General features: G+C 47.8%; 15 protein-coding genes. 13 read left to right on the top strand and 2 right to left on the bottom strand.

Annotation, left to right across the window (positions count from 1 at the left end; all coding sequences use genetic code 11):
- Window positions 1–5 precede the first annotated feature (5 nt).
- The 10 genes from ACAN56_RS05840 (at window position 6) to ACAN56_RS05795 (ending at window position 13,507) form a co-directional block, all read left to right on the top strand.
- Window positions 6–2,756 (top strand): alpha-mannosidase, encoded by a 2,751-nt coding sequence (locus tag ACAN56_RS05840; RefSeq protein ID WP_379141117.1) that lies wholly within the window; start codon window positions 6–8, stop codon window positions 2,754–2,756.
- Window positions 2,757–4,066: 1,310 nt separating this feature from the next.
- Entirely contained in the window at window positions 4,067–4,747 is a 681-nt protein-coding gene (locus tag ACAN56_RS05835; RefSeq protein ID WP_379141115.1) for a response regulator transcription factor, read from the top strand.
- Window positions 4,744–6,501, top strand: a complete 1,758-nt coding sequence (locus tag ACAN56_RS05830; protein WP_379141113.1) for a sensor histidine kinase — start codon at window positions 4,744–4,746, stop codon at window positions 6,499–6,501. The genes ACAN56_RS05835 and ACAN56_RS05830 overlap by 4 nt, the downstream gene beginning before the upstream one ends.
- Window positions 6,502–6,542: 41 nt before the next feature.
- The gene (pssA, locus tag ACAN56_RS05825) at window positions 6,543–7,067 is read left to right on the top strand and encodes a CDP-diacylglycerol--serine O-phosphatidyltransferase (protein ID WP_076114417.1); all 525 of its coding nucleotides are present in this window, start codon (window positions 6,543–6,545) and stop codon (window positions 7,065–7,067) included.
- A 7-nt stretch (window positions 7,068–7,074) separates the two neighbouring features.
- On the top strand, window positions 7,075–7,569 hold the full coding sequence (locus ACAN56_RS05820; protein ID WP_076114416.1) for a DedA family protein: 495 nt from the start codon (window positions 7,075–7,077) through the stop codon (window positions 7,567–7,569).
- A gap of 195 nt (window positions 7,570–7,764) precedes the next feature.
- Entirely contained in the window at window positions 7,765–8,733 is a 969-nt protein-coding gene (locus tag ACAN56_RS05815) for an SIS domain-containing protein (RefSeq protein WP_379141111.1), read from the top strand.
- Between the two features lie 15 nt (window positions 8,734–8,748).
- Entirely contained in the window at window positions 8,749–9,561 is an 813-nt protein-coding gene (locus ACAN56_RS05810) for a PfkB family carbohydrate kinase (RefSeq protein ID WP_379141109.1), read from the top strand.
- Window positions 9,562–9,653: 92 nt separating this feature from the next.
- Window positions 9,654–10,367, top strand: coding sequence for a GntR family transcriptional regulator (locus tag ACAN56_RS05805; protein ID WP_379141108.1), 714 nt, complete (start codon window positions 9,654–9,656; stop codon window positions 10,365–10,367).
- 124 nt (window positions 10,368–10,491) lie between these two features.
- Window positions 10,492–12,075: an amidohydrolase gene (locus ACAN56_RS05800; RefSeq protein ID WP_379141105.1), complete on the top strand. Its 1,584-nt coding sequence runs from the start codon at window positions 10,492–10,494 to the stop codon at window positions 12,073–12,075.
- 1 nt (window position 12,076) lies between these two features.
- Window positions 12,077–13,507, top strand: a complete 1,431-nt coding sequence (locus ACAN56_RS05795; RefSeq protein ID WP_379141102.1) for a YfcC family protein — start codon at window positions 12,077–12,079, stop codon at window positions 13,505–13,507.
- 343 nt (window positions 13,508–13,850) lie between these two features.
- On the opposite strand, the gene ACAN56_RS05790 is transcribed toward ACAN56_RS05795, so the two are convergent.
- Both ACAN56_RS05790 and ACAN56_RS05785 read right to left on the bottom strand, forming a co-directional pair.
- The gene (locus ACAN56_RS05790; protein ID WP_341379319.1) at window positions 13,851–14,336 is read right to left on the bottom strand and encodes a GNAT family N-acetyltransferase; all 486 of its coding nucleotides are present in this window, start codon (window positions 14,334–14,336) and stop codon (window positions 13,851–13,853) included.
- A 49-nt stretch (window positions 14,337–14,385) separates the two neighbouring features.
- On the bottom strand, window positions 14,386–15,429 hold the full coding sequence (locus ACAN56_RS05785) for a PocR ligand-binding domain-containing protein (RefSeq protein WP_379141098.1): 1,044 nt from the start codon (window positions 15,427–15,429) through the stop codon (window positions 14,386–14,388).
- 204 nt (window positions 15,430–15,633) lie between these two features.
- On the opposite strand from ACAN56_RS05785, the gene ACAN56_RS05780 reads away from it, so the two are divergent.
- From ACAN56_RS05780 to ACAN56_RS05770, 3 genes are all read left to right on the top strand, one after another.
- Window positions 15,634–16,770, top strand: a complete 1,137-nt coding sequence (locus tag ACAN56_RS05780; protein WP_340897079.1) for a glycerol dehydrogenase — start codon at window positions 15,634–15,636, stop codon at window positions 16,768–16,770.
- A gap of 3 nt (window positions 16,771–16,773) precedes the next feature.
- On the top strand, window positions 16,774–18,537 hold the full coding sequence (gene dhaK / locus ACAN56_RS05775; RefSeq protein WP_379141096.1) for a dihydroxyacetone kinase subunit DhaK: 1,764 nt from the start codon (window positions 16,774–16,776) through the stop codon (window positions 18,535–18,537).
- A 136-nt stretch (window positions 18,538–18,673) separates the two neighbouring features.
- Entirely contained in the window at window positions 18,674–20,821 is a 2,148-nt protein-coding gene (locus tag ACAN56_RS05770) for an alpha/beta hydrolase family protein (protein WP_379141093.1), read from the top strand.
- Window positions 20,822–20,944: the final 123 nt, after the last annotated feature.

Below are 20,944 nucleotides of genomic sequence, written 5' to 3'. Positions count from 1 at the left end.
CACACTTGAACAAACAACAAACGGCGCATATCATTTCGCATACCCACTGGGACCGGGAATGGTATTTGCCTTATGAGCGGCATCATATCCGTCTTGTCCAGCTTGTGGACAGCCTGCTGAACAAACTGGAGCAGGACCCGGACTTCAAAAGCTTTTTCTTTGACGGTCAGACAATCATTATCGAGGACTATCTTCAGGTCCGCCCGGGCAACCGGGAGCGCCTGGAACGGCATATCCGTGAGGGAAGGATTTTTATCGGGCCCTGGTACATTCTCCAGGATGCCTTTCTGACCAGCCCGGAAGCCAATGTGCGCAATCTGCAGATCGGCCATAAGGACGCCCGCGTGTATGGCGAAGTTTCGCGGATTGGTTATTTTCCCGACACCTTTGGCCTGACCGGACAAATTCCCCAGCTCATGGCGCAGGCCGGAATTACTAACGCATTCTTCGGGCGCGGGGTCAAGCCGACGGGATTCAATAACACCGTTTCCGACGACGGTTATGAATCCTCCTTCTCCGAGTTGCTCTGGGAAGGGCCGGACGGCTCGAAGGTGCTGGGCATCCTGTTCGCCAACTGGTATTCGAACGGCAATGAGATTCCGGTCGATCCGGCGGAGGCGAAGGTATTCTGGGACCGGAAGCTGTCCGACGCCGAACGATTCGCGGCTACGGATCAACTGCTGTTCATGAACGGCTGCGATCATCAGCCGCTGCAAACCGATTTGCCGGAGGCGATCCGTACAGCGCAGAGGCTGTATCCGCAGACGGATTTTGTCCATTCCAACTTTGCGGACTATGTCGGGGCTGTGGCAGCCGCAGCCCTGGACCGCGGCCTCTCTACGGTCAAGGGCGAGCTGCGGAGCCAGCGCACCGATGGCTGGGGGACGCTGGTCAATACCGCTTCGGCCCGGGTGTACCTGAAGCAGATGAACCAGCGCGGCCAGGCGCTGCTTGAGAAGGTGGCGGAGCCGCTAGCTTCCATCGCCAGGCTGCATGGCGGGGAGTATCCGCATCATCTGTTTACTTACGCCTGGAAGACACTGCTGCAGAACCATCCGCATGATTCCATCTGCGGCTGCAGCGTGGATGAAGTGCACCGCGAGATGGTGACCCGCTTTGATAAAAGCCGCCACATCGCCGAAGGCATTGTGGAGGGCAGCATGCAAACCATCACCCAAGCGGTTGACACTTCCCTGTTCTCCGGGTTTGGCGAAGACGCCCTGCCGCTTGTAGCGGTCAATACAAGCGGCTGGAGCCGCACGGGCACTGTGAGCGTGGAGCTGGACGTTGCCCGCCTGTATTTGCGGGAAGGTCTGCCGCTGGAAGTAACGGCCAGCCGGATGAAAGCGGCAGATCTGGACGGACGGGTGCTGATCAATGAACAGGGGACAGAAATTCCCTGTACCGTCGAGGATCTTGGCCTGTCGTTTGGCTATGATCTGCCGGACGACAGGTTCCGGCAGCCGTACATGTGCCGCAAGGTAAAGCTGACCTTTGAGGCTGCGGACGTTCCGGCGCTGGGTTGGCGCAGCTACGCATGGGTACGCCTTCAAGAGGGCAAAGGTTCACCGCTTACCGGAAAGGTCTCCCTGCTCCAAGGAGAGCAGGTGCTGGAAAACGCAAACCTGCGTGTAGAAATCATGGCGGACGGTTCCTTTGCGCTGACGCACAAGCCGAGCGGCAAGGTGTACCGTGATCTTGGCATTTATGAGAATACCGGCGATATCGGCAACGAATATATGTTCAGACAGCCGGCAGGTGAAACGCCGCTCACTACCCAGGGCTTAGCGGCCGGTATCCGCGTGATTGAAGACACGCCGTACCGGGCTTCCGTAGAAATTACCCATGAGTGGGCAATTCCGGCTTCAGCCGGCTCCCTTCTGGAAGATGAACAGCGTTCGCTGGTCTACTATCCCGAGCGGCAGGCGCAGCGCTCCACGGCAACCGTGCTGCTTAAGCTGCGCACGGTGCTGAGGCTGGAGCAGGGCGGCAAAGGTCTGAAGATCGAAAGCTTCATCAGCAATACGGCGAAGGACCACCGGTTGCGGATGCTGTTCCCGACCGGTCTGGCCGCGTCCACCCACCGCGCCGATTCCATGTTCGAGCTGGCCGAACGCCCGAACGAGCCGGCGCCGGAGTGGCTGAATCCCAGCAATACACAACATCAGCAGTCTTTCGTGGATGTGGCGGAAGCAGGCGCAGGACTTGCAGTAGCCAATCTTGGACTGAATGAATATGAAATTCTGCGCGACGGCCGTAATACGATAGCCGTAACCCTGCTCCGCTGTGTCGGTGAGATGGGAGACTGGGGCTGGTTCCCTACGCCGGAAGCCCAGTGTCAGGGCGAACAGACAGCGGAAATGCTGCTCATTCCGCATGACGGAGACGTTGTGTCCTCCGGCGCTGCCGCCGGGGCTTATCAGTTCCAGATTCCTTGGATCACCGCCCAGGCGGAGCTTCAGCCGGGAACCCTTCCTGCCGTTTATTCACCACTTCGCTGGAGCGGCAAGACCGCTGCCTTGTCCTCGTTTAAAATGAACGAGGACAGCGGGGACTTGCTGATCCGCTGGTTTAATATGGAGAGCAAGCCGTGTGAATTGCATTTGGAGACGGATATACCGAATAGGGGATTTTACAAATCCAATATTCTAGAGGACAAATCGGCAGTCCTGGACTGTGGCAGCGCCGTTGCGCTGGAGCTGCCGGTTGGCGGACATGAAATTGTGACCGTGGGAATCGGCCTCAGCCTCGGCTAAAAGAAAACAACCCTTCTTCATTCTAGAAACCTAACTTATCTAAACAGCGATCCTCTTGTTACCGGAGGGTCGCTGTTTTTGTTTTTGTCATTGGCCGCTCCGCATGAAGGTCGCGTCCGGGTCTTTCTTGCTGAAGCAGTGTTTGGTACTGCTGTTATTTTGGCAGCGGGGTAGAAGGTCCTTGCGAAATATCTGGACGGCTCTCTAAGAGGGTTGTCTTTGGGCTTGTCTAGGGCGTGTCTTCAAACCGCTTCCCCGCCAACACCTGCTGCCGTATGCCCTAAGGAATCATAGGTACAGTACCATTTTCTGATCACACGCAGAGAAAGGCGTTTCGCCACTATATAGATTGAACTTGAAAACTTGAGCTAAAGGAAAGGAGCAGCGGAGGGGGATTTTGGAACTGGAGGAGCGGAAGTGTCCGCCTGAAAGCTTTCCGAAGGAAAGCTAGCATCGAAAGCATAAGCAGTCTTCGGATTTCTATCGCTAATAGCGGTTAAAATCAAGAAATTCTTACGACAACAGCGGCCGGAAGTCCAAATATTCACCGTAGTTGCGACTGATCTTGTACTCTAAAACCTTAAGTTCAATCTATATAGGTGGTTTTTTCGGTAGAGGCTTACGCCTCGGAGTTTCAAAGACTTCGCTCTTTTTCCGAAGGTGTGTGTGTGCGTCAGGAAGGTGTATTCCTGGCTCTGAGCACGAGCGGACCGAGTTGCACTTATTTGGGGCTTTTAGCCTGTTACAGGAGGAAAACGGACTCCAGCGCAGTTATTTCTCCCTGCTGGCCGTTTTTAAATAGAATGCAGAGCAGATAAGGTCACCTGGGTCCGCAAAAGAGAATAAACAGGGGTTTTACTCTCCATAGCGTCTCCTGAGTCCGTCCGAGTAAACGAACCCGCTGCGACTTTTTTTGCTCAAACAGCGGAGAGGACGGACTGACCCGTGGAAAAGCGGCAGCGGTCGCTTTTGTCCCCGGATTTTCACCGCTAAGGAGAATCAAAAAAATCTGGAGACATCAGCGATTGGAACAACGGTCCATTCGCGGAGAGTCCATACTAAGTGCTGACGTCGATCCTGCTCAACAACGGTCCGTTCGCGGAGTGTCCACACTAAGTGCTCGCGCCGATCCTCCTCACTCTAGTTTCAATCCACCTTTCCCAGTTTCACCAGCGTCCACAATCAACACTTTTATATCTGGACTTGTATCTGTAGAATCAAGTGGTGGGTGTTCTGTCTAAGGACACATGAAGGACATATCACTCGATTAAGCTGGAAAATATAAAAATGGTTTGAAGGCGGGGACTATATTGAAAAAGAAAGTTCTTCTCGTTGAGGATGAAAGCCGCATTCGTGAACTTGTTTCCGATTATTTCATAAAAAACGACTGGGAAGTACAAGAAGCGGATAATGGAAAAGATGCATTGAGCTGGTTTGATTCGCTGCAACCGGATCTGCTGATTCTGGATATTATGATCCCCAAGATGGACGGCTTTGAAGTGTGCCGGGAAATTCGCAAAAAGGCAGCGATACCCATCATATTGTTGACGGCCAAATCCGGAGATGAAGATAAAATTCACGGTTTTGAACTGGGTGCGGATGATTATGTGACGAAGCCGTTTAGCCCAAAAGTACTGATAGCCCGGGCGAATGCGCTAATGAAACGGGTCGAAGGAGGCCATTTGCCGGAATCCAGCATCGTGAAGTTTGGTTCCGCGATGTTTAATACGCTGGCCCATCGGCTTGAGGTTGCTGGTTCAGAAATAGAGCTTACCCCTAAGGAATATGATCTGTTATGGCTGTTGATCCGAAACAAGGGCATTGTGATCTCAAGGGACACGATCCTTACCCGGATATGGGGGATTGAATTCGAAGGCGATTCCCGTGTAGTGGACAGCCACATCAAAAAACTGCGAAGTAAGCTGGGGTATGAGTCACGCTATATTCGCACGGTGATTGGCACAGGGTACATATTTGAGGAAGAGGCATGAAAAGATGGGGAATTACCTTTAAGCTGTTCGTGATGACAGTAGTGTTTTTTGTCTGCTTTTACGGGATGGTGATTTTGAGCCAGCTGTTTTTCTTTGACAGCTTCTATCAGCAGCAGAAGGAAAACCGCGTGGAGAAGCATCTCAAGAGCTTTGCGTCAAGCTACACAAGTGAGTCGTGGGATACGAGCAGGACTTCCCAGGAGCTTGCCCGCTTCATGCTGCGCAATAAAACGCAGCTGGTTATTATGAAGCTGGACGGCAAGATGAAGTCGGAAGACCCGTTTCATATGAAGGTTATGAATGAAGACGGCCAGATCATAGCTGTTTCTTTATCCCTGTTCATCAATCAGTATGGAGATGAGTTCAGTGCAGCGAATATTAAGCTGGATGATCCTCTGACCATTCAAGGAGATCAGCTGATTGAAGGAGATGCCTCCTCACCGGAGCTCATATTCCCCACTAGCATGAAAAAGCAAGGGGCCGCAGCCATTGGGGATGAATCAGAGGGAGGAGACACCCAATTTTCCGGTATTGTCACGGAGATCGTCTTACCTAATCTGAAAATATGGAATCCGCGTCAGGGCATCCTGTTTGAAGCCTTGGACGAGTGGTTTCCGTTGTCTGAGGCCCGGGTGGAACAGTTCAAAGGGCTGCAAATGCAGAAAGCGGATTGGACAGCTCCTTGGGGTGGGATCCGCAACTCTGTGATGATTCTGCCTGTGCAGCAACGAAACGGAGATATTGATCTGTTATTCACTGTCACTTCCTTACAGGAGGTTAAGGATTCGAATGATGCGCTGCGCTGGTTCTTTTTATATCTCGGAATCGGAGGCTTTGTATTTATTCTAATACTGTCCTACTTCTATTCTAAAATGGTAGCCCGTCCACTGATCAAGCTGAACAAAATTGCCAAACGTATGGTTTCCCTGGACTTTACAGGACATCCCTCCATCCGGCAGAAGGATGAACTTGGAAGCTTGTCCAATAGCATGTTCACCTTATCACAAAGTCTAGACTCCGCCTTGAGTGAGTTGCGGGAGGCCAATCAGCAGCTGGTCGAAGATATGGAGCGCAAACAAAAAATGGAGACCATGCAGCAGGACTTTTTTGCCAATGCCTCTCATGAATTGAAGACGCCTCTAAGCATTATTAAAGGATTTGCCGAAGGACTAGAAGATGGAGTAAGTGCTGCTAAACAGGATTACTACATTAAGGTCATTATAGAGGAATCTGAAAAAATGGGATTTCTTGTGAATGATATGCTGGATTTGTTCAGATTGGAGTCGGGGACGACTAAACTCAGAAAGACCTCCTTCATGCTGACGGAACTGACGGAAAAGGTAGCGGACAGGCTGATTCACTTTCTGCAGGAAAAGCAGCTGCAAGTGATGATAATTCCTGCTAATGAATTGCCGGTATACGCGGATGCGGGCTGGATCGAACAGGTTATTCTTAATTTTCTAACCAATGCAATCAGGCATGCTGAAGATGGAAGTACCATAACCGTGAATGTTCAGAGCGATGAGAAGTCTACTGTATTCTCTATTCATAATAAAGGTGAGTCGATACCCGAAGATCAGCTGGGGCAAATCTGGGAGCGGTTCTACAGGGTTGAGCCTTCCCGGAGCCGGCTGACAGGTGGAACGGGACTGGGGCTTTCCATTGCAAAGCGGATACTGGATATGCATGGCTGTAGTTATGCAGTGGAAAATATCGAGGAAGGCGTCAAATCTATGGTTAGATTTGAAGGCTAATCCCACCAATACATGTACTGTAGCGAAAGGAGTAAGACAGCGTGAAATGGAATTGGCTGCCTTCAATGTTTACTCTGGCAAATTTGGGAATTGGAGCATTCTCTTTGCTCTTCACAATTCAAGAACGATATAGTTTGGCATTAACCATGATATTGTTAGCGGCTTTGTGTGATGTGATGGATGGTTTGCTGGCCCGGTGGCTGCATTGTACCAGCGATTTCGGCAAGCAATTGGACTCACTGGCAGATATCATATCCTTTGGATTGGCTCCTGCGTTTCTGATTTTGTTGTACAAGCTGGAAAATGTTCAGTGGCTGGGGACCCTGGCTGCAGTTGCTTTCCTGATCTGCGGCGCACTGCGGTTGGCCAGATTTAATATATCAGCTTCTTCGAAGGGTTTCGTAGGGATGCCGATTACTGCTGCAGGGGTGATCCTTTCGATGATCTCTTTGCTGGATGGACGGATGAAACCGGAATACATAGTAGTATTAATGTTGATGCTGTCTATAATGATGATCAGCCGGATTCCCTTCCCTTCTTTCAAAAAAAACTTCAACAGGAAGTGAAATATTGATGCCTTGGATGATGGAGTTAATTTCACATTACGGCTATTTAGCAATTTTTGCTCTTTTGGCGCTTGGAATTCTTGGACTTCCCGTACCTGACGAAGTGTTGATGTTGTTTGTGGGGTATTTGTCGTCCATTATGGTTCTGAATTTCACACTTTCGGTACTGATCGGCTGCATAGGGTCCATAACAGGAATGATGATCAGCTACACCATTGGTTTGCGGCTGGGACAACCGGTAGTGAATAAATACGGCAAGTGGATTGGGCTTACCCCGAAGCGGTTTATCAGAGTCAAGGGATGGTTTATACGCTTTGGAATTTGGACGGTTGCTTTTGCCTATTTTATTCCGGGGGTCAGGCATGTTGCCAGTTATATTTCCGGCATCAGTGCCATGCCCTTCAAAAAATATGTATGTATATCTGTTGCATGTGCGCTGACCTGGTCACTCCTTTTTGTTTCAATTGGCTACTTTATAGGTGCCAAGGTTTCTTTCTCCTAGACGTATCAACGCTAATCCGAAGATTAGGCGAATCAAACAATAATACTCCTTTTCAGGGCTTGTCTAATCACAAGTTCTGGAGAGGAGTTTTTTTTGGGATTGGGCCCAAAGGGGGCTTGACACCTTTTTTGAAAGCGGTTATATTTATCTCGTAAGTAATACGTTATATAACGTTATACTAAAGGAGAGAATCAAATGAATGTACATCAGGTTGTTGAAGCTATTCATGGAAAAGTGAACAAGGGGATTTCAGAGGTTTATTTTGTAGCCTGTGGAGGTTCGCTGGTTGATATGTATCCCTCAAAGTATTTTCTTGAAAGCGAAGCGAAAAAACTGGTAGCGGGTCTATATACGGCTAACGAGTTTGTTCATGCTTTGCCTAAACGTCTGGGCAAACAATCGGTAGTCATTGTTTGTTCTCATGGCGGAAATACGCCGGAATCGGTGGCTGCTGCACAGGCTGCCAAAGAGAATGGCGCACATACTATTGGCTTAACCCATAATCAGGAGGCCGCGTTGCTGAATTATTCCGATTATTCTTTCCTGTATGAATGGGGAGATGACAGTGACGTCAAAAACAATCCGATGGCTATCATTCTGGAACTCGCTGTAGAACTGTTGCATGTGGCTGAAGGTTATGCACATATTGACGCTTTTCAAAAAGGCTTGCAAACCATTAACGGTATTATTAACCAGGGTAAAAAGCAGGTTGCTCCACGAGCCCGTGTATTTGCCGAAAAGTACCGCAACGAAGAGTTATATTATATCCTGACAAGCGGAGCTTCTTATGGTCATGCTTACGGATTTGCGATCTGCTCGCTGATGGAAATGCAGTGGCTTCATGCAGCGGCTATCCACTCCGGCGAATTCTTCCATGGTCCCTTCGAAGTGACCGACAAAGAAACTCCATTCATCTTAATGATTAATGAAGGCCGCACCCGTGAGTTGGATGAACGCGCACGCACCTTCCTGAATCAATATGCTGAAAAAGTCGAAGTGATTGATGCTAAGGAGCTTGGCTTAGGTGTTATTGCCGACGAAGTCGTGGAGTTCTTTAATCCGGTATTGTTCTACAGTATTATCTGCGTCTACCGCGAGGCTCTGGCCGAAGTAAGAAATCATCCGCTGGAAACCCGCCGTTATATGGGGAAAGTAGCCTACTGAACGGGAGTGTAAACTATGAGAGTATTAGGGATTGGCGATAATGTGGTCGACAAGTATGTGCATCTGCGTATGATGTACCCCGGTGGCAATGCACTCAATTTCAGTGTTTTCGCCAAAGGAGAGGGTGCGGATGCGGCCTTCCTCGGCGTGTTCGGTGATGATGCTGAGGCAAGGCTGGTAGAGAATACATTGCAACAGCTAGAGATAGATACTACGCGCTGCAGACATCACAGTGGTGAAAATGGATGTGCACGTGTAACGCTGGAGAACGGGGAAAGAGTCTTTCTCGGCAGCAACGAAGGCGGGGTTACCCGACTTCATCCCATAGAACTTAGTGAAGATGATAAGGAATACATCCGCGGGTTCGATATTATTCATACGGGGCTTTACAGCCACACCGGGCATCTGCTTGCTGAGCTGAATGAGCTGAAGATTCCTCTTTCCTTTGATTTTTCCGATGACTTTGAGGAAGAGCAAGTAGAACGTTATATCGGTAATGCCGATTTTGCCTTCTTTTCCTGCAGCCATATGACGGATGAAGCGACCCAAAGTTACATCCGTTCCAAACGCAAGAGAGAGGGCCAGGTATTAGTTGCAACACGCGGCGGAGACCGGTCTATCGCCTATGATGGAACAGCCTTTTATTATCAATCGCCGGAGTTCATCCATGCTGTGGACACGATGGGAGCGGGGGATTCCTATATTACGGCCTTTTTACTAAGCATGCTTAAGGACGGAGATATTCAAGCCGCAATGAAGGAAGGTTCACGATTAGCTGCCAAAAGCTGTCTGGTAGAGGGTTCATTTGGATTCGGAGCCCATTATTAAGGCGCACACTTATCTTTGCTTGTGAAAAAGAGGATCGTTTGTTACTCTAAGGAAAGAGTAATATAACGTTATATAACAAGTGAGGGTAAACCATGTTAAATGCAGACAATGCTGAGCCATTATACATTCAATTGAAAAACGCAGTTCAATCCGCAATCGCCAACGGCAGCTTTAATCAAGGGGATAAAATACCTACTGAAATTGAGCTGGCCGAGACCTATAGTGTGAGCCGGATTACTGTGCGCAAAGCGATAGAAGAATTGGTGAGAGAAGGATATTTGACGAAGCGGCAGGGCAAGGGCACGTTTGTAAATAGGCCCAAGATCGGCCGGAAGATTGAGCATATTATCAGTTTTACGGCTGCCTGCAAAGCGAATGGAGTTTCTTCGCATAGCGTAGTCACGGAGAGAAAAAAGCTGAAAGCCGATTCAGATACCGCAGAGCGGCTGCAAATCCAGCCAGGTGAGTCTGTGCTGTATATTCAGCGCCAGAGATATGCCGGCGAACAACCGCTGATGCTGGAAAATAACTATTATCCGTTTGACCGGTTCGCTTTCTTGATGGAGGCTAATCTTGAAGGCTCGATATATGAGCTGCTGCGCAGCGAATACAATATTGATCCGAACCAGCCGGGAGAGACGATATTACAAATTGTCTTGGCGGACGAACCTCAGGCGAAATTACTGGAAGTTCCGATCGGCCAGCCTCTGTTTTACATGAACACAATTATTTACGACCAGTATAGTAAGCCGGTTCATGTAGGGAAGCAGTACATTATTGGTGACCGTTACCAATTCACTTTGTAATTCATGAAAGTCAGCTGGAATTTCAAATATGTAAAAGCTACTGTTTCTTCCAATGATGGAGAAGCAGTAGCTATAGTATAACGTTATAAGTCGTATTATAAATTTGAACTAAGGCGGAGAGATCATGGGAGCAGCTGAACATGGTTTTGCAGAAAGAGTACTAATGTCTAGTGCCGTGTTTACAGGAAAAGAGGAGGATGCCTCGCCTGGATTCATCGCCCTGCAAGGTGAACGGATCGCCGCGGTCGGTGATCCGGCAGAGGCAGAAGCCTGGATCGGACCGAAGACGATTGTCCATCATCTGAGGGATGCGTTGATTATGCCTGGTGTGCATGATAATCATGTGTTTTTCACCGGATATATGTCCTTGCACCGTGGTGTGGATCTGACAAATGCAGCCTCTATAGAAGATGCCTTGCAATTGCTTATAGAAGAAGCGGAACAACAACCTGCTGATCAAAATGTATACGCTTACGGTTGGAGCCGGGAGTTATGGGGAAAGCTCCCAGAGCAAAGTATATTAGATAAAGCTTTTCCTCAAAGGGCCGTCATTGCCATGAATCGGACGAAAAATTATTGCTGGATGAACCAAATCGCCCAGGATAAATATCAGTTCACCCCCGATCATTGCAGTGCTGAGGCGCGGGCCAGCTTACTGTATGAAATGATGCAGAATCGGGAATTAGTCAAAAAAGAGTTTCTGGATTTCACCCGGATGCTTGCCAAGCGGGGTGTAACCTCCATAAAAGATATAGGCTTTGACCAGCACAGCGGTTTATTGCCGGTTCTTGAAGAACTGGAAGCTGCCGGGGAACTGCCGCTGCGGTTTCATTTTGCGCTGGAGCCTGTGCTGCAGCCGATTGATATTCCCGCCGGAATTCAATATAAAGAACGCTATCAAGGGGAGGTTCTCCGCTTTCAGGGATTCAAGCTGATGATAGACGGTGTTGTCGCTGATCATACAGGGGATATGCTGGAGCCTTACGCAGATCTGCCAGGAGTAACTACTTTGCAGCCGGTTGACTATGACGTAATTGAAGCTGCAGTATTTGAAGCAGACAGGCATGGAATCAAGTGCTGTCTTACGGCTGAAGGGGATGCAGCGATTCGCAGGGCGGTAGATATGCTCGAAACCTGCCAGCAAAACCAGGGGGATCATCCGATTAGACATTCTATAAGTGATTTGGAATACCCTCACCCCGATGATTTAAAACGGATGGGGGAAAACGGGATTTTCGCCGAGGTATATGCCCAGATCCTGCTGTTAAATCCCTCCTATGAAGATGCTTATATGGCGGCTGTGGCTGGAAAAGCGAATGAAAGCCGGTTCTATGATTACCGGTCCATGCTGGATGCGAACATCCCCATAACGATTGGCACTGATTTACCTTTGTTCCTCACTAGTGTTCCTGATTCGATCTACGCGGCCACTTTCCGGTTGTTTCCTGACGGATCACCACCTGAAGGCTGGAATGTTGAACAGGGAATGCCAGTGTCTGAAGTCTTAAAGGCATGGACCCTTAACGGGGCCAGACACTGTGGTATGGAAGAGAGCACGGGAACTTTAGAAGCGGGGAAATATGCCGATATTGCTGTATTTGACCGCAATCTTCTGGATACAACAGCTGCCGATATCAGAGACGCACATGTCGTATTAACTATCGCTGCCGGAAAAATCACCTACGATGCTTCTAGGAATGAGGGATAGAATGGAAACCTCTAAACGTAAATTAAAATGGTCTCTGCCTCATAGTTATACTTTGATTTTCTTGATTATAATCGCTATTGCCGGTTTGACTTGGGTTGTCCCGAGCGGTCAATTTGACCGGCAGGAAGTCATCGTAGATGGTTCTGCCAAGACAACTATTATCCCGGGAACCTATCATTCTGTACCGAAAGTCAGTGAAGAGGGAGATTTGAGGCAGGGCCTTGCACAAATCGCCAGTGCGCCTATGGAAGGCATTATCAATGCCGCTGATGTGGTTGCCTTCGTACTTATTGTGGGCGGAGCCTTCGGGATTATTTTGCAGACTGGAGCGATTGACCGGGCGCTGATGGCCTTGGCCGGACGGCTCAAACAAAAAGGGATATTGCTGATTCCGATAGCGATGGTCATTTTCAGCCTTGGAGGTTCCACGTTCGGAATGAGTGAAGAAATAATACCTCTTTACGCCATTTTTATTCCTTTGATGTTTGCACTCGGTTTTGACTCCATCACGGCCATCCTCATCCTATTTCTTGGAACACAGATCGGTTATGTCGGCTCCACCGTTAATCCGTTTTCGGTATTGATTGCCCAAGGCGTAGCGGGAGTGCAAGGTAATCCACAGCTATGGCTGAGATTTATTGAATGGATTGTATTCACTGCGATATCGATCGGTTTTACCATGTGGTATGCGCAGCGGGTGAAGAAAAATCCGGAGAAATCTCCTGTATTCCAGAATGACATTTTAAACCGCCAGCACTTTATTAAAGAGAACTCAGGTATAGAGGTGAGCTTCACCCATCGGGATAAACTCATCATTGGCGGCTTTATCGTTACCTTGGGGTTGATTGTGTGGGGAATTATGACCCAGGGCTGGTATATGACCGAGATCGGTGCCCTTTTCTTCGTACTTGGTATTTTCTCGGGTGTGGTCACCAAGATGAATCAGAAGGAAATCGCTGAGAACTTCGTAAAGGGCTGTGGCGAATTCATCTATGCGGCAGTCATTATCGGGTTGGCCCGGGGAATTCTCGTCGTTGCTGAGAACGGCATGATTATCGATACGATCCTGAATGCGCTGGCTAACCTGCTTAAAGGTCTGCCGAACTATTTGTTCACTACCATCATGCTGGTCGTCCATAATATTATTACGTTCCTGGTTCCTTCTTCCTCCGGTGAGGCAGCATTAACAATGCCCGTGCTTGCCCCATTGGGCGATCTGGTCGGTGTCAACCGTGAAGCGGTCGTAACTGCTTATCAATTTGGCAATGGGTTGACCAATCTGATTTCGCCAACAGGTGGAGTATTATTGGCAGGTCTGGCAATCGCCCGGATCAATTTTGGGCAGTGGCTCAAAGTCATCCTTAAGCTGTTTCCAATCTTGTGGCTGGTGGCTGCAGTCTTTGCCGCGATATCTTCAGCTGTGGGAATGTAAGTACTATATAGATTGAACTTATAATTCTTCTATTTTGGGATTGGCCGTGACTACAGAGAATGTTTGGACTTCCGGCCGCTGTTAGGTTTGGATTTCCTGAATTTAACCGCGAATCGCGGTAGAAATCCAAACCTAAAGGCGGACGCTGTCGCTCCTACAGTTCCAAAATTCCCCTCCGCCACTTTTCCCTTTTGTCTAGTTATTAAGTTCATTCTATATGGGGGTGTCCCAAAAGTCGATTTTCTATGACCAGGTCCAATCTTCTTCTTTCTAAAAAACAGAGCAGCGATTCTCCCGTTATTGGGGATCGCTGCTCTTCGTTTTTGCTCCATTGCGGCTTGCTTCAGCAAAAATATACATAATCTATGTGTTCACCAACAAAATCTGCAATATTTTGATTTTCCCTTTTTTGATATATTGTGAACCCCACACTCTCATACATTCGTTGAGCAGGGATTAGGTCATTATTTGTGGTTACAATAATTTTTCTTACATTATCTTGGGTAATTCTATTGACCGCTTCTTGAAGCTGTATTTTACCATAACCATTGCTTTTGTGTTTTGAAGCAATGCAATTATGGCCAATTTCCGCATACTCAGGCATATTTCTCGGGTCCCATGAAACAAATCCGATGGCTTCATCGTTTAATGTTGTGATAAACCCATATTTATCAGCAATTTGCAAATTGTCAAAGAAAAAGTTGTCAAAAACTTGCCAATCAGAATTACAACTTTGCTGATATCTGCAATCAAATGAATATGTATCTTTCAATAATTCAAAGAGTATTCCTCGATTAAAGTCGCTCACTTTTTTAAATTCAATACTCATGCACTAATAACCCCCATTTTCTTGAAATATCAGTAGGTAGTTGATATGCTCACGTTGATCCTGCTTTTTCCCGATAACCTTTACGATAAAGAGCAGGTGTGATCTCTTCGAATTTTTTGAAGATTTTAATAAAATACCCCGGTTCATTGAAGCCCAGCTCATCACTGATTTGAGAAACGGGCATATCGGTCACTTCGAGCAGCTGCTTCGCCCATTTCACCTTAAGCCTTGCCAAATAAGTAGTGAAGTTTTCTCCCGTTTCCTTCGCAAAAAGTCTGCTGAAATAGCTGGGACTGATGTGACATAGCTCAGCCATATGACTTAATGTTATATTTTCACTTTTGTTATTGTAAATATAATCCCAGGCGGGTTTAAAGATCGGATTTGTACAAATACTCATATCACTGGATGTGTTTTTAAGGTAGGCATCCGCGATGGCATTGGTCATTTCTTTTTTGATCGACTCAATATTTTTTATGGTGTAGCCGGGCAGAATAGTGGAGAGGTTTAGGGCTTCATCGTTTCCGGCAGCCTTCTCGAACATTTCGACCAGCAGATTTTTGTTGAGTGCCTCTTCGATAATATAGTTGCAGAGGAGAAACAGCATGTTGGATATTTTCACGACTTCTTCATAGGTCATCGTTGGTATATCATCGTAGTATGCCTTCAATTGATTCCCTTTGAGCAGATGTGATGATTTGTTTGGCGAAGATACAATTTGCTCCAGATCTGTACCGTTCTCAGGATCGGAAAGCTTGACCTGCCCCGCCATCACAGCACCCAGGTATTTATCATCCACAGTGATCGGAATCGCAATATCTATAATATTAAAGTGGCATAGATAAACGTAAGGTGCATTTAACCGGACCGCTTCAAGCCCGCCGCGGGAATCACACTTCTGGCAAAACGGCAGCAGCTCCGGATCCTTCCGCACATTCTGACAGAAAGCCTGGCAGCTGCTGTGGCTGGTCACAGGGATCCCCTTGTAATCAACCGTCAAAATAGCCAGCTTGGTAACGGTAGCCAAGGAATCCTGAAGCCGCTTCCATTTTTTGAGATCCAAAAATTTGCTTATATTTAAGGACTCTTGCATCAAAAAAATCACCCCTCGATTTAAAATCGTATAATAAGGACCTTCTTTATGGCAAGAGGATACCATTGTTACTGCACAGTGCAAATAATTACGATTAAGAATTATAATTATTGGTTATGATATTCCACTATCAAGATCAATATCCTGCTTTATACTCTAATTAATTAATAAAATTTGTTATAAAAAACAGGAGGCGTTAGATTCATGAGAAAAGCATTCATTAGTCCAACTAAATATGTTCAAGGTGAAGACGAGTTATTAAATCTTGGCTACTTTGTAACTTCATTTGGTTCCTCCGCTTTGTTGATTGCCCATCCGGATGATGTGAAACGGGTAAAGGATAAGCTCGATGCTACGTCTAAGAAGTTTAACATCACCTTTGTTGAAAGCGGTTTTAAGGGAGAGTGCTCACGTCAGGAAGTCGCCAGATTGCAGGCTATTGCGACAGAAAAGGGCTGTACCTGCACAATCGGCCTGGGCGGAGGCAAAGCGATTGATGCGGCCAAATGCGTGGCCCAGGGGGAAGCTCTGATCATTTGCCCGACGATTGCCGCTACCGATGCACCTACCAGCCATTCAGCCGTGCTGTATACACCGGAGGGTGCTTTTGATGATTATGCCTATTTCAAGCAAAGTCCAAGTGTTGTTTTGGTAGATACAACGGTGATAGCCAATGCGCCTACACGCTTTCTTGTGGCAGGGATGGGGGACGCTTTGTCCACCTATTTTGAAGCAAGAGCGACTTCCAAGTCTTATTCGAGAGTGAACGCCAGTCTGCCTATGGGCTCAAGAGAAGGCCACTGTGCCCCTGCTGTAGGCACGAACGCAGCGCTCGCGCTCGCAACCCTATGTTATGAAATGCTGCTTAAAGACGGGGCGAAAGCGAAGATAGCCAGTGATAGTAATGTGGTTACACAGGCGCTGGAGAATATCGTGGAGACTAATATTTTGTTGTCGGGTCTTGGTTTTGAAAGTGCAGGCTTGGGCGGCGCACACGCGATCCATGATGGTTTAACCATTCTGGAAGGAACACATTCCTACTATCACGGGGAAAAGGTTGCCTTCGGCACACTTGCCCAACTGGTGCTGGAGAACGCCCCGACGGAGGAATTGCATCAGGTTCTGGATTTTTGTCTGGAGGTAGGGCTGCCTGTGTGCCTGGCGGATATCGGCGTAGATCATATTACGGCTGAGGAACTGCTTCAAGTCGCTGAAAAAGCCTGCATTCCTGAAGAATCCATTCATGCGATGCCATTCCCTATCACAGTAAAGGAAGTTGCAGCTGCGATTGCCGCGGCAGACAAAATTGGCCAAAACTACAAAACAGCCCGGGAGGCCTAATCCATGAAGAAGATCATCAATCAGCCGGAGAACACGGTCATTGAAATGTGCAATGGCATTGCCATGGCTCATCCGGAGCTTGAATTTGTGAGGAAGTATAAAATCATTAAGAAAAAAGAAATCAATGCAAACAAGGTCAGCCTGATTAGTGGCGGCGGCAGCGGACATGAGCCTGCACATGCAGGATATGTGGGGAAAGGCATGCTGGATGCAGCGGTATGCGGAGATATTTTCGCCTCCCCGTCCCAGATCCAGGTGTATCAGGCCATTCAGGCAACCGCCAGCAAAAAGGGTACCTTGATGATTATTAAGAATTACAGCGGTGACATGATGAACTTCAAGAACGCAGCCTTTTTGGCTGAAGAAGACGGGATTGAAGTAGATTATGTCCGGGTAGATGATGATATTTCGGTACAGGACAGTTTATATACGGTAGGACGCCGGGGAGTAGCCGGAACTGTACTGGTGCATAAAATTGCCGGCGCGGCGGCAGAAGAGGGCTGGAGTCTGGCGCAGGTGAAAGCCGCTGCGGAGAAAGCGGCTGCAAATGTTCGCAGCATCGGTTTCGGATTAACCTCATGTACGGTTCCTGCCAAGGGAACCCCCACCTTCGAAATTGCTGAGGATGAGCTGGAATATGGCGTCGGCATTCATGGGGAGCCGGGAATCCGCCGCGAAAAAATTGCAACTGCCGATAGTCTGGCAAAACGTATGGTTGAGGCACTTTTAGCAGATTTAAAGATCGGGGGCGAAGCTTCTTCCGAGATTGCACTACTCGTTAACGGGTTTGGGGGGACTCCGCTGCTGGAGCTGTATCTGTTAAATAACGCCGTGACCCGGGAATTAGCAGAGAAGAAAAATATTAAGATTTGTAAAACCTTCGTCGGAAACTATATGACAAGCATTGATATGGCCGGAGCCTCCATCACCCTTATGAAATTGGACGAAGAACTGAAAATGCTCTTATTCAAGGAAAGCGATACCCCTGCCTTCAAAGTTTCGGGGCCTACGGAAAGCGTTCCGTATGTTGATATTGCCCAGGACAATCTCACAGAATCATCCGTATCCTTTGAGACAGAAACACCTGAAGCATATGCCAAGATCAATGGCGATACCTTTACACTTCATAATTTCGTCTATCTGTTAGACAAGATGAGCGAAATCATTATTAGAAATGAAGTTCCGTTCTGTGAACTGGATTCACATGCCGGTGATGGCGATTTCGGGATGAGTATTGCCAAAGGATTCCGGCAGTTGAAGCGGGAGTGGAAAGATATTCTGACACATAGCCAAGCGGACATTGGGAGTTTTCTGAATGCTTGTTCACTGGTTATTATGGAATATTGCGGAGGGGCTTCCGGGCCGATCTGGGGTTCTGCATTCCGTTCAGCGGGTAAGGCTGTCGGTGCGAAAACAGAAATAAGTGTTTCTGAATTTGCTGACATGATGCAGGCCGCTGTACAAGGCATACAAACAGTCGGTGAACGTTCATTCGGGCGTGGAGCCGTGGTGGGGGACAAAACCTTGATCGACGCTCTTGTGCCTTGTGCAGATTCCTGGTCGAAGAGCAGTCAGGCCGGAGATGATTTCAAAACCGCTTTTGTGAAGGGTGCCGATGCAGCCATTGAAGGAGCCAAAAAGACAGAAGCTATTGTGGCACGTATGGGACGCGCAGGCACTGTTGGCGAAAGAAGCATTGGATACCCGGATGCGGGTGCCTATGCACTTGGGGTTATTTTTAAGGAGCTTTCGGATCAATTGAAATAAAAAGATTACATGCTCAAAAGGTATCAGCGTTAGATCTCTTAGCGCTGCTATACCTATTGCGAATAATGATAACGCTTACATTCAAGGAGCTGTGATGATATAACCCCATAAGTTCAAGACAAAGGAGCTATCTATAATGAGTAAAATGGTTTCGCAATTAAAAAAACCACAGGGCTTGCTGGCCTTAGCCTTGAGTCTAATCATTCTTGGAAGTCTGATCGCCAATATGTTTAACACTTCATTTTACTCGGTGAACGTGAAAGAAATTAAATTCAAGGCGGATCATGGCACACTTTCCGGGCTGCTCTATACACCCGATGGGGCCGGTGCAGAGGATCCCAGACCGGTAATCATAACGACACATGGCTATCTGAACACCAAAGAAATGCAGGATGCTCCGGCGATCGAAATGTCCAGACGGGGTTATATCGTCCTGGCGCTTGATATGTATGATCATGGTGATTCGCGCTGGGAAAGTGCCATCCCCGTGAAGGACTTATTCGGCACCTTCTGGGTTTATTCCCAATTTGACGCGTCCAAGTACATTTTTGAACAGGATTATACCAAAAAAGATGATAAGGGTAACGCATATGTCGCGGTCAGCGGCCATTCGATGGGCGGATTCTCCTCATTAGTAGCTATGTACATGGATGAACTGACCGCGCTACAGACCGGACAGCGCATGATTTATGCCGGAATTTCTGCAGGTGCCGATTTCTCTTACGCCTCCGCGGTTGCTCCTCAGGATCAGATTCAAGCTGCTTTTGGCAGCCGGACGGTAGGCATGATTGCGGGAAAATATGATGAGTTCTTCTTCAATAAATCTGATGATGAAAAGAGTGCGACAGAGAAGAAAGTACAGGGGACCGTTACGGAAAAGGATTTTGCGGCAACGATCTCGGGCAAAGGGTTCCTTGGACTTACCGAGGACAATCCGGCTGCAGAGACGGGAAAGTTCTACACTGTAGAATCTGGAGAATTGAAGCTTGAAGATAAGGTCGTTCGTCCAGCGCAGAGCGGTGAGCATATCTTATTTACACCTAGCCAGACTCACCCGTGGAACCATTTTTCCACAACTGCAACCGCCAACTTTATTGATTTTTATGCTCATGCCTTTAAAGGTGTGACCTCTCCCAACCAGACAAACGCCGGCCTGGGTTCAGGCAATCAAATCTGGTGGATGAAAGAAACGGGCAATGCTATAGCATTAGTGGGCTTCTTTCTACTACTGGTTCCCTTGATCAGCTTGCTGCTGAAGGTTCCATTCCTGAAGCGTTCGGTCACGGCTTCCACAATCACTGTAAGCGCGCCTTCAACCGGGATGCAGAGAATCGCCTATTGGGCAGCCATTGTGTTCTCGACGTTGTTTCCGGCCATATTGTTCCCTACGTTAATGGATAAGCAAGCGGATGGACTGAATGTTCTGAGTGTAATTTCCATGATCCTGCTAATCATTTGTTTGGTCGCAGCGGCCGCAGGCTTTATTCTGGCCAACAGCCAGAAGGCGAACCCGGATGTCCGCGCCAAAATGAAAAACATAGGCATAGGAAGTGCGTTGCTGGCGGTAATTTCGCTTGTTATGTGGATCGTCTTTGAGAAATCGGGTCGTATTCTCTCGACCAGTTCTTACTTTAACGAACCTACAACAAACCAGATTGGATATTGGGCGCTTGTCTCCGGTCTCATTATTGCTTTTATAACCTGTGCGTTCTACTATTTCTCGAAAAAGCAGGCGGGTACGAAATTCAGCAGCTATGGTATCCATCTGAACTCTATTACCATCATCGCCAGCTTGTGCACTGCCATTGCTGCTGTGTTCGTCGGTTACCTGCTGTTGTTCGCCGTGCAGGCAGTAGCTGGCACAGATTTCCGTCTTTGGACCTTTGCTGTACGTACCTTTGAAATCGAGCATTTGATCACGGGGCTTCGGTATATGCCATTTTTCTTTATTTACTACTTTGTCAGTGCTGTTGCACTAAATGCCAATACAAGAGGGCAAAAAAGGGGATATCTGCTATCCATTATTCTGAATGTGGGCGGACTTATTCTTTGGATGGCCGCTCAATATGGCAAAGATTTCATTACGGGTGTTGCGCTTTATCCAGGGCAATCCTTAAACGGTATTCTGTTGTTCGCTATGGTGCCACTTCTCGTAATAGCTGCTGTATATGCCCGGAAGATTTTTGAGAAAACCAACAATGTGTGGCTGGCCTCCTTCTTGAACACGATTCTGTTCACCATGATTACTGCAGCGAATACGGCAATGTTCTGGAATCTGGTTTAGATCAGCGAGAGACAAAATTAAAGGTGGTCCCGGGCTATTAGCGTAGCTGCGGGACTTTTTTTTAATGTTTTAAAGAAAACGGAATGAATTTAATGATTTTACACTGGTGTTCGGAGGATGATT

Source organism: Paenibacillus paludis (assembly GCF_042610515.1).
Taxonomy (GTDB): Bacteria; Bacillota; Bacilli; order Paenibacillales; family Paenibacillaceae; genus Paenibacillus_AQ.
Note: the sequence above shows the minus strand (reverse complement) of the source record. Positions and strands in the feature narration are given on the sequence as shown.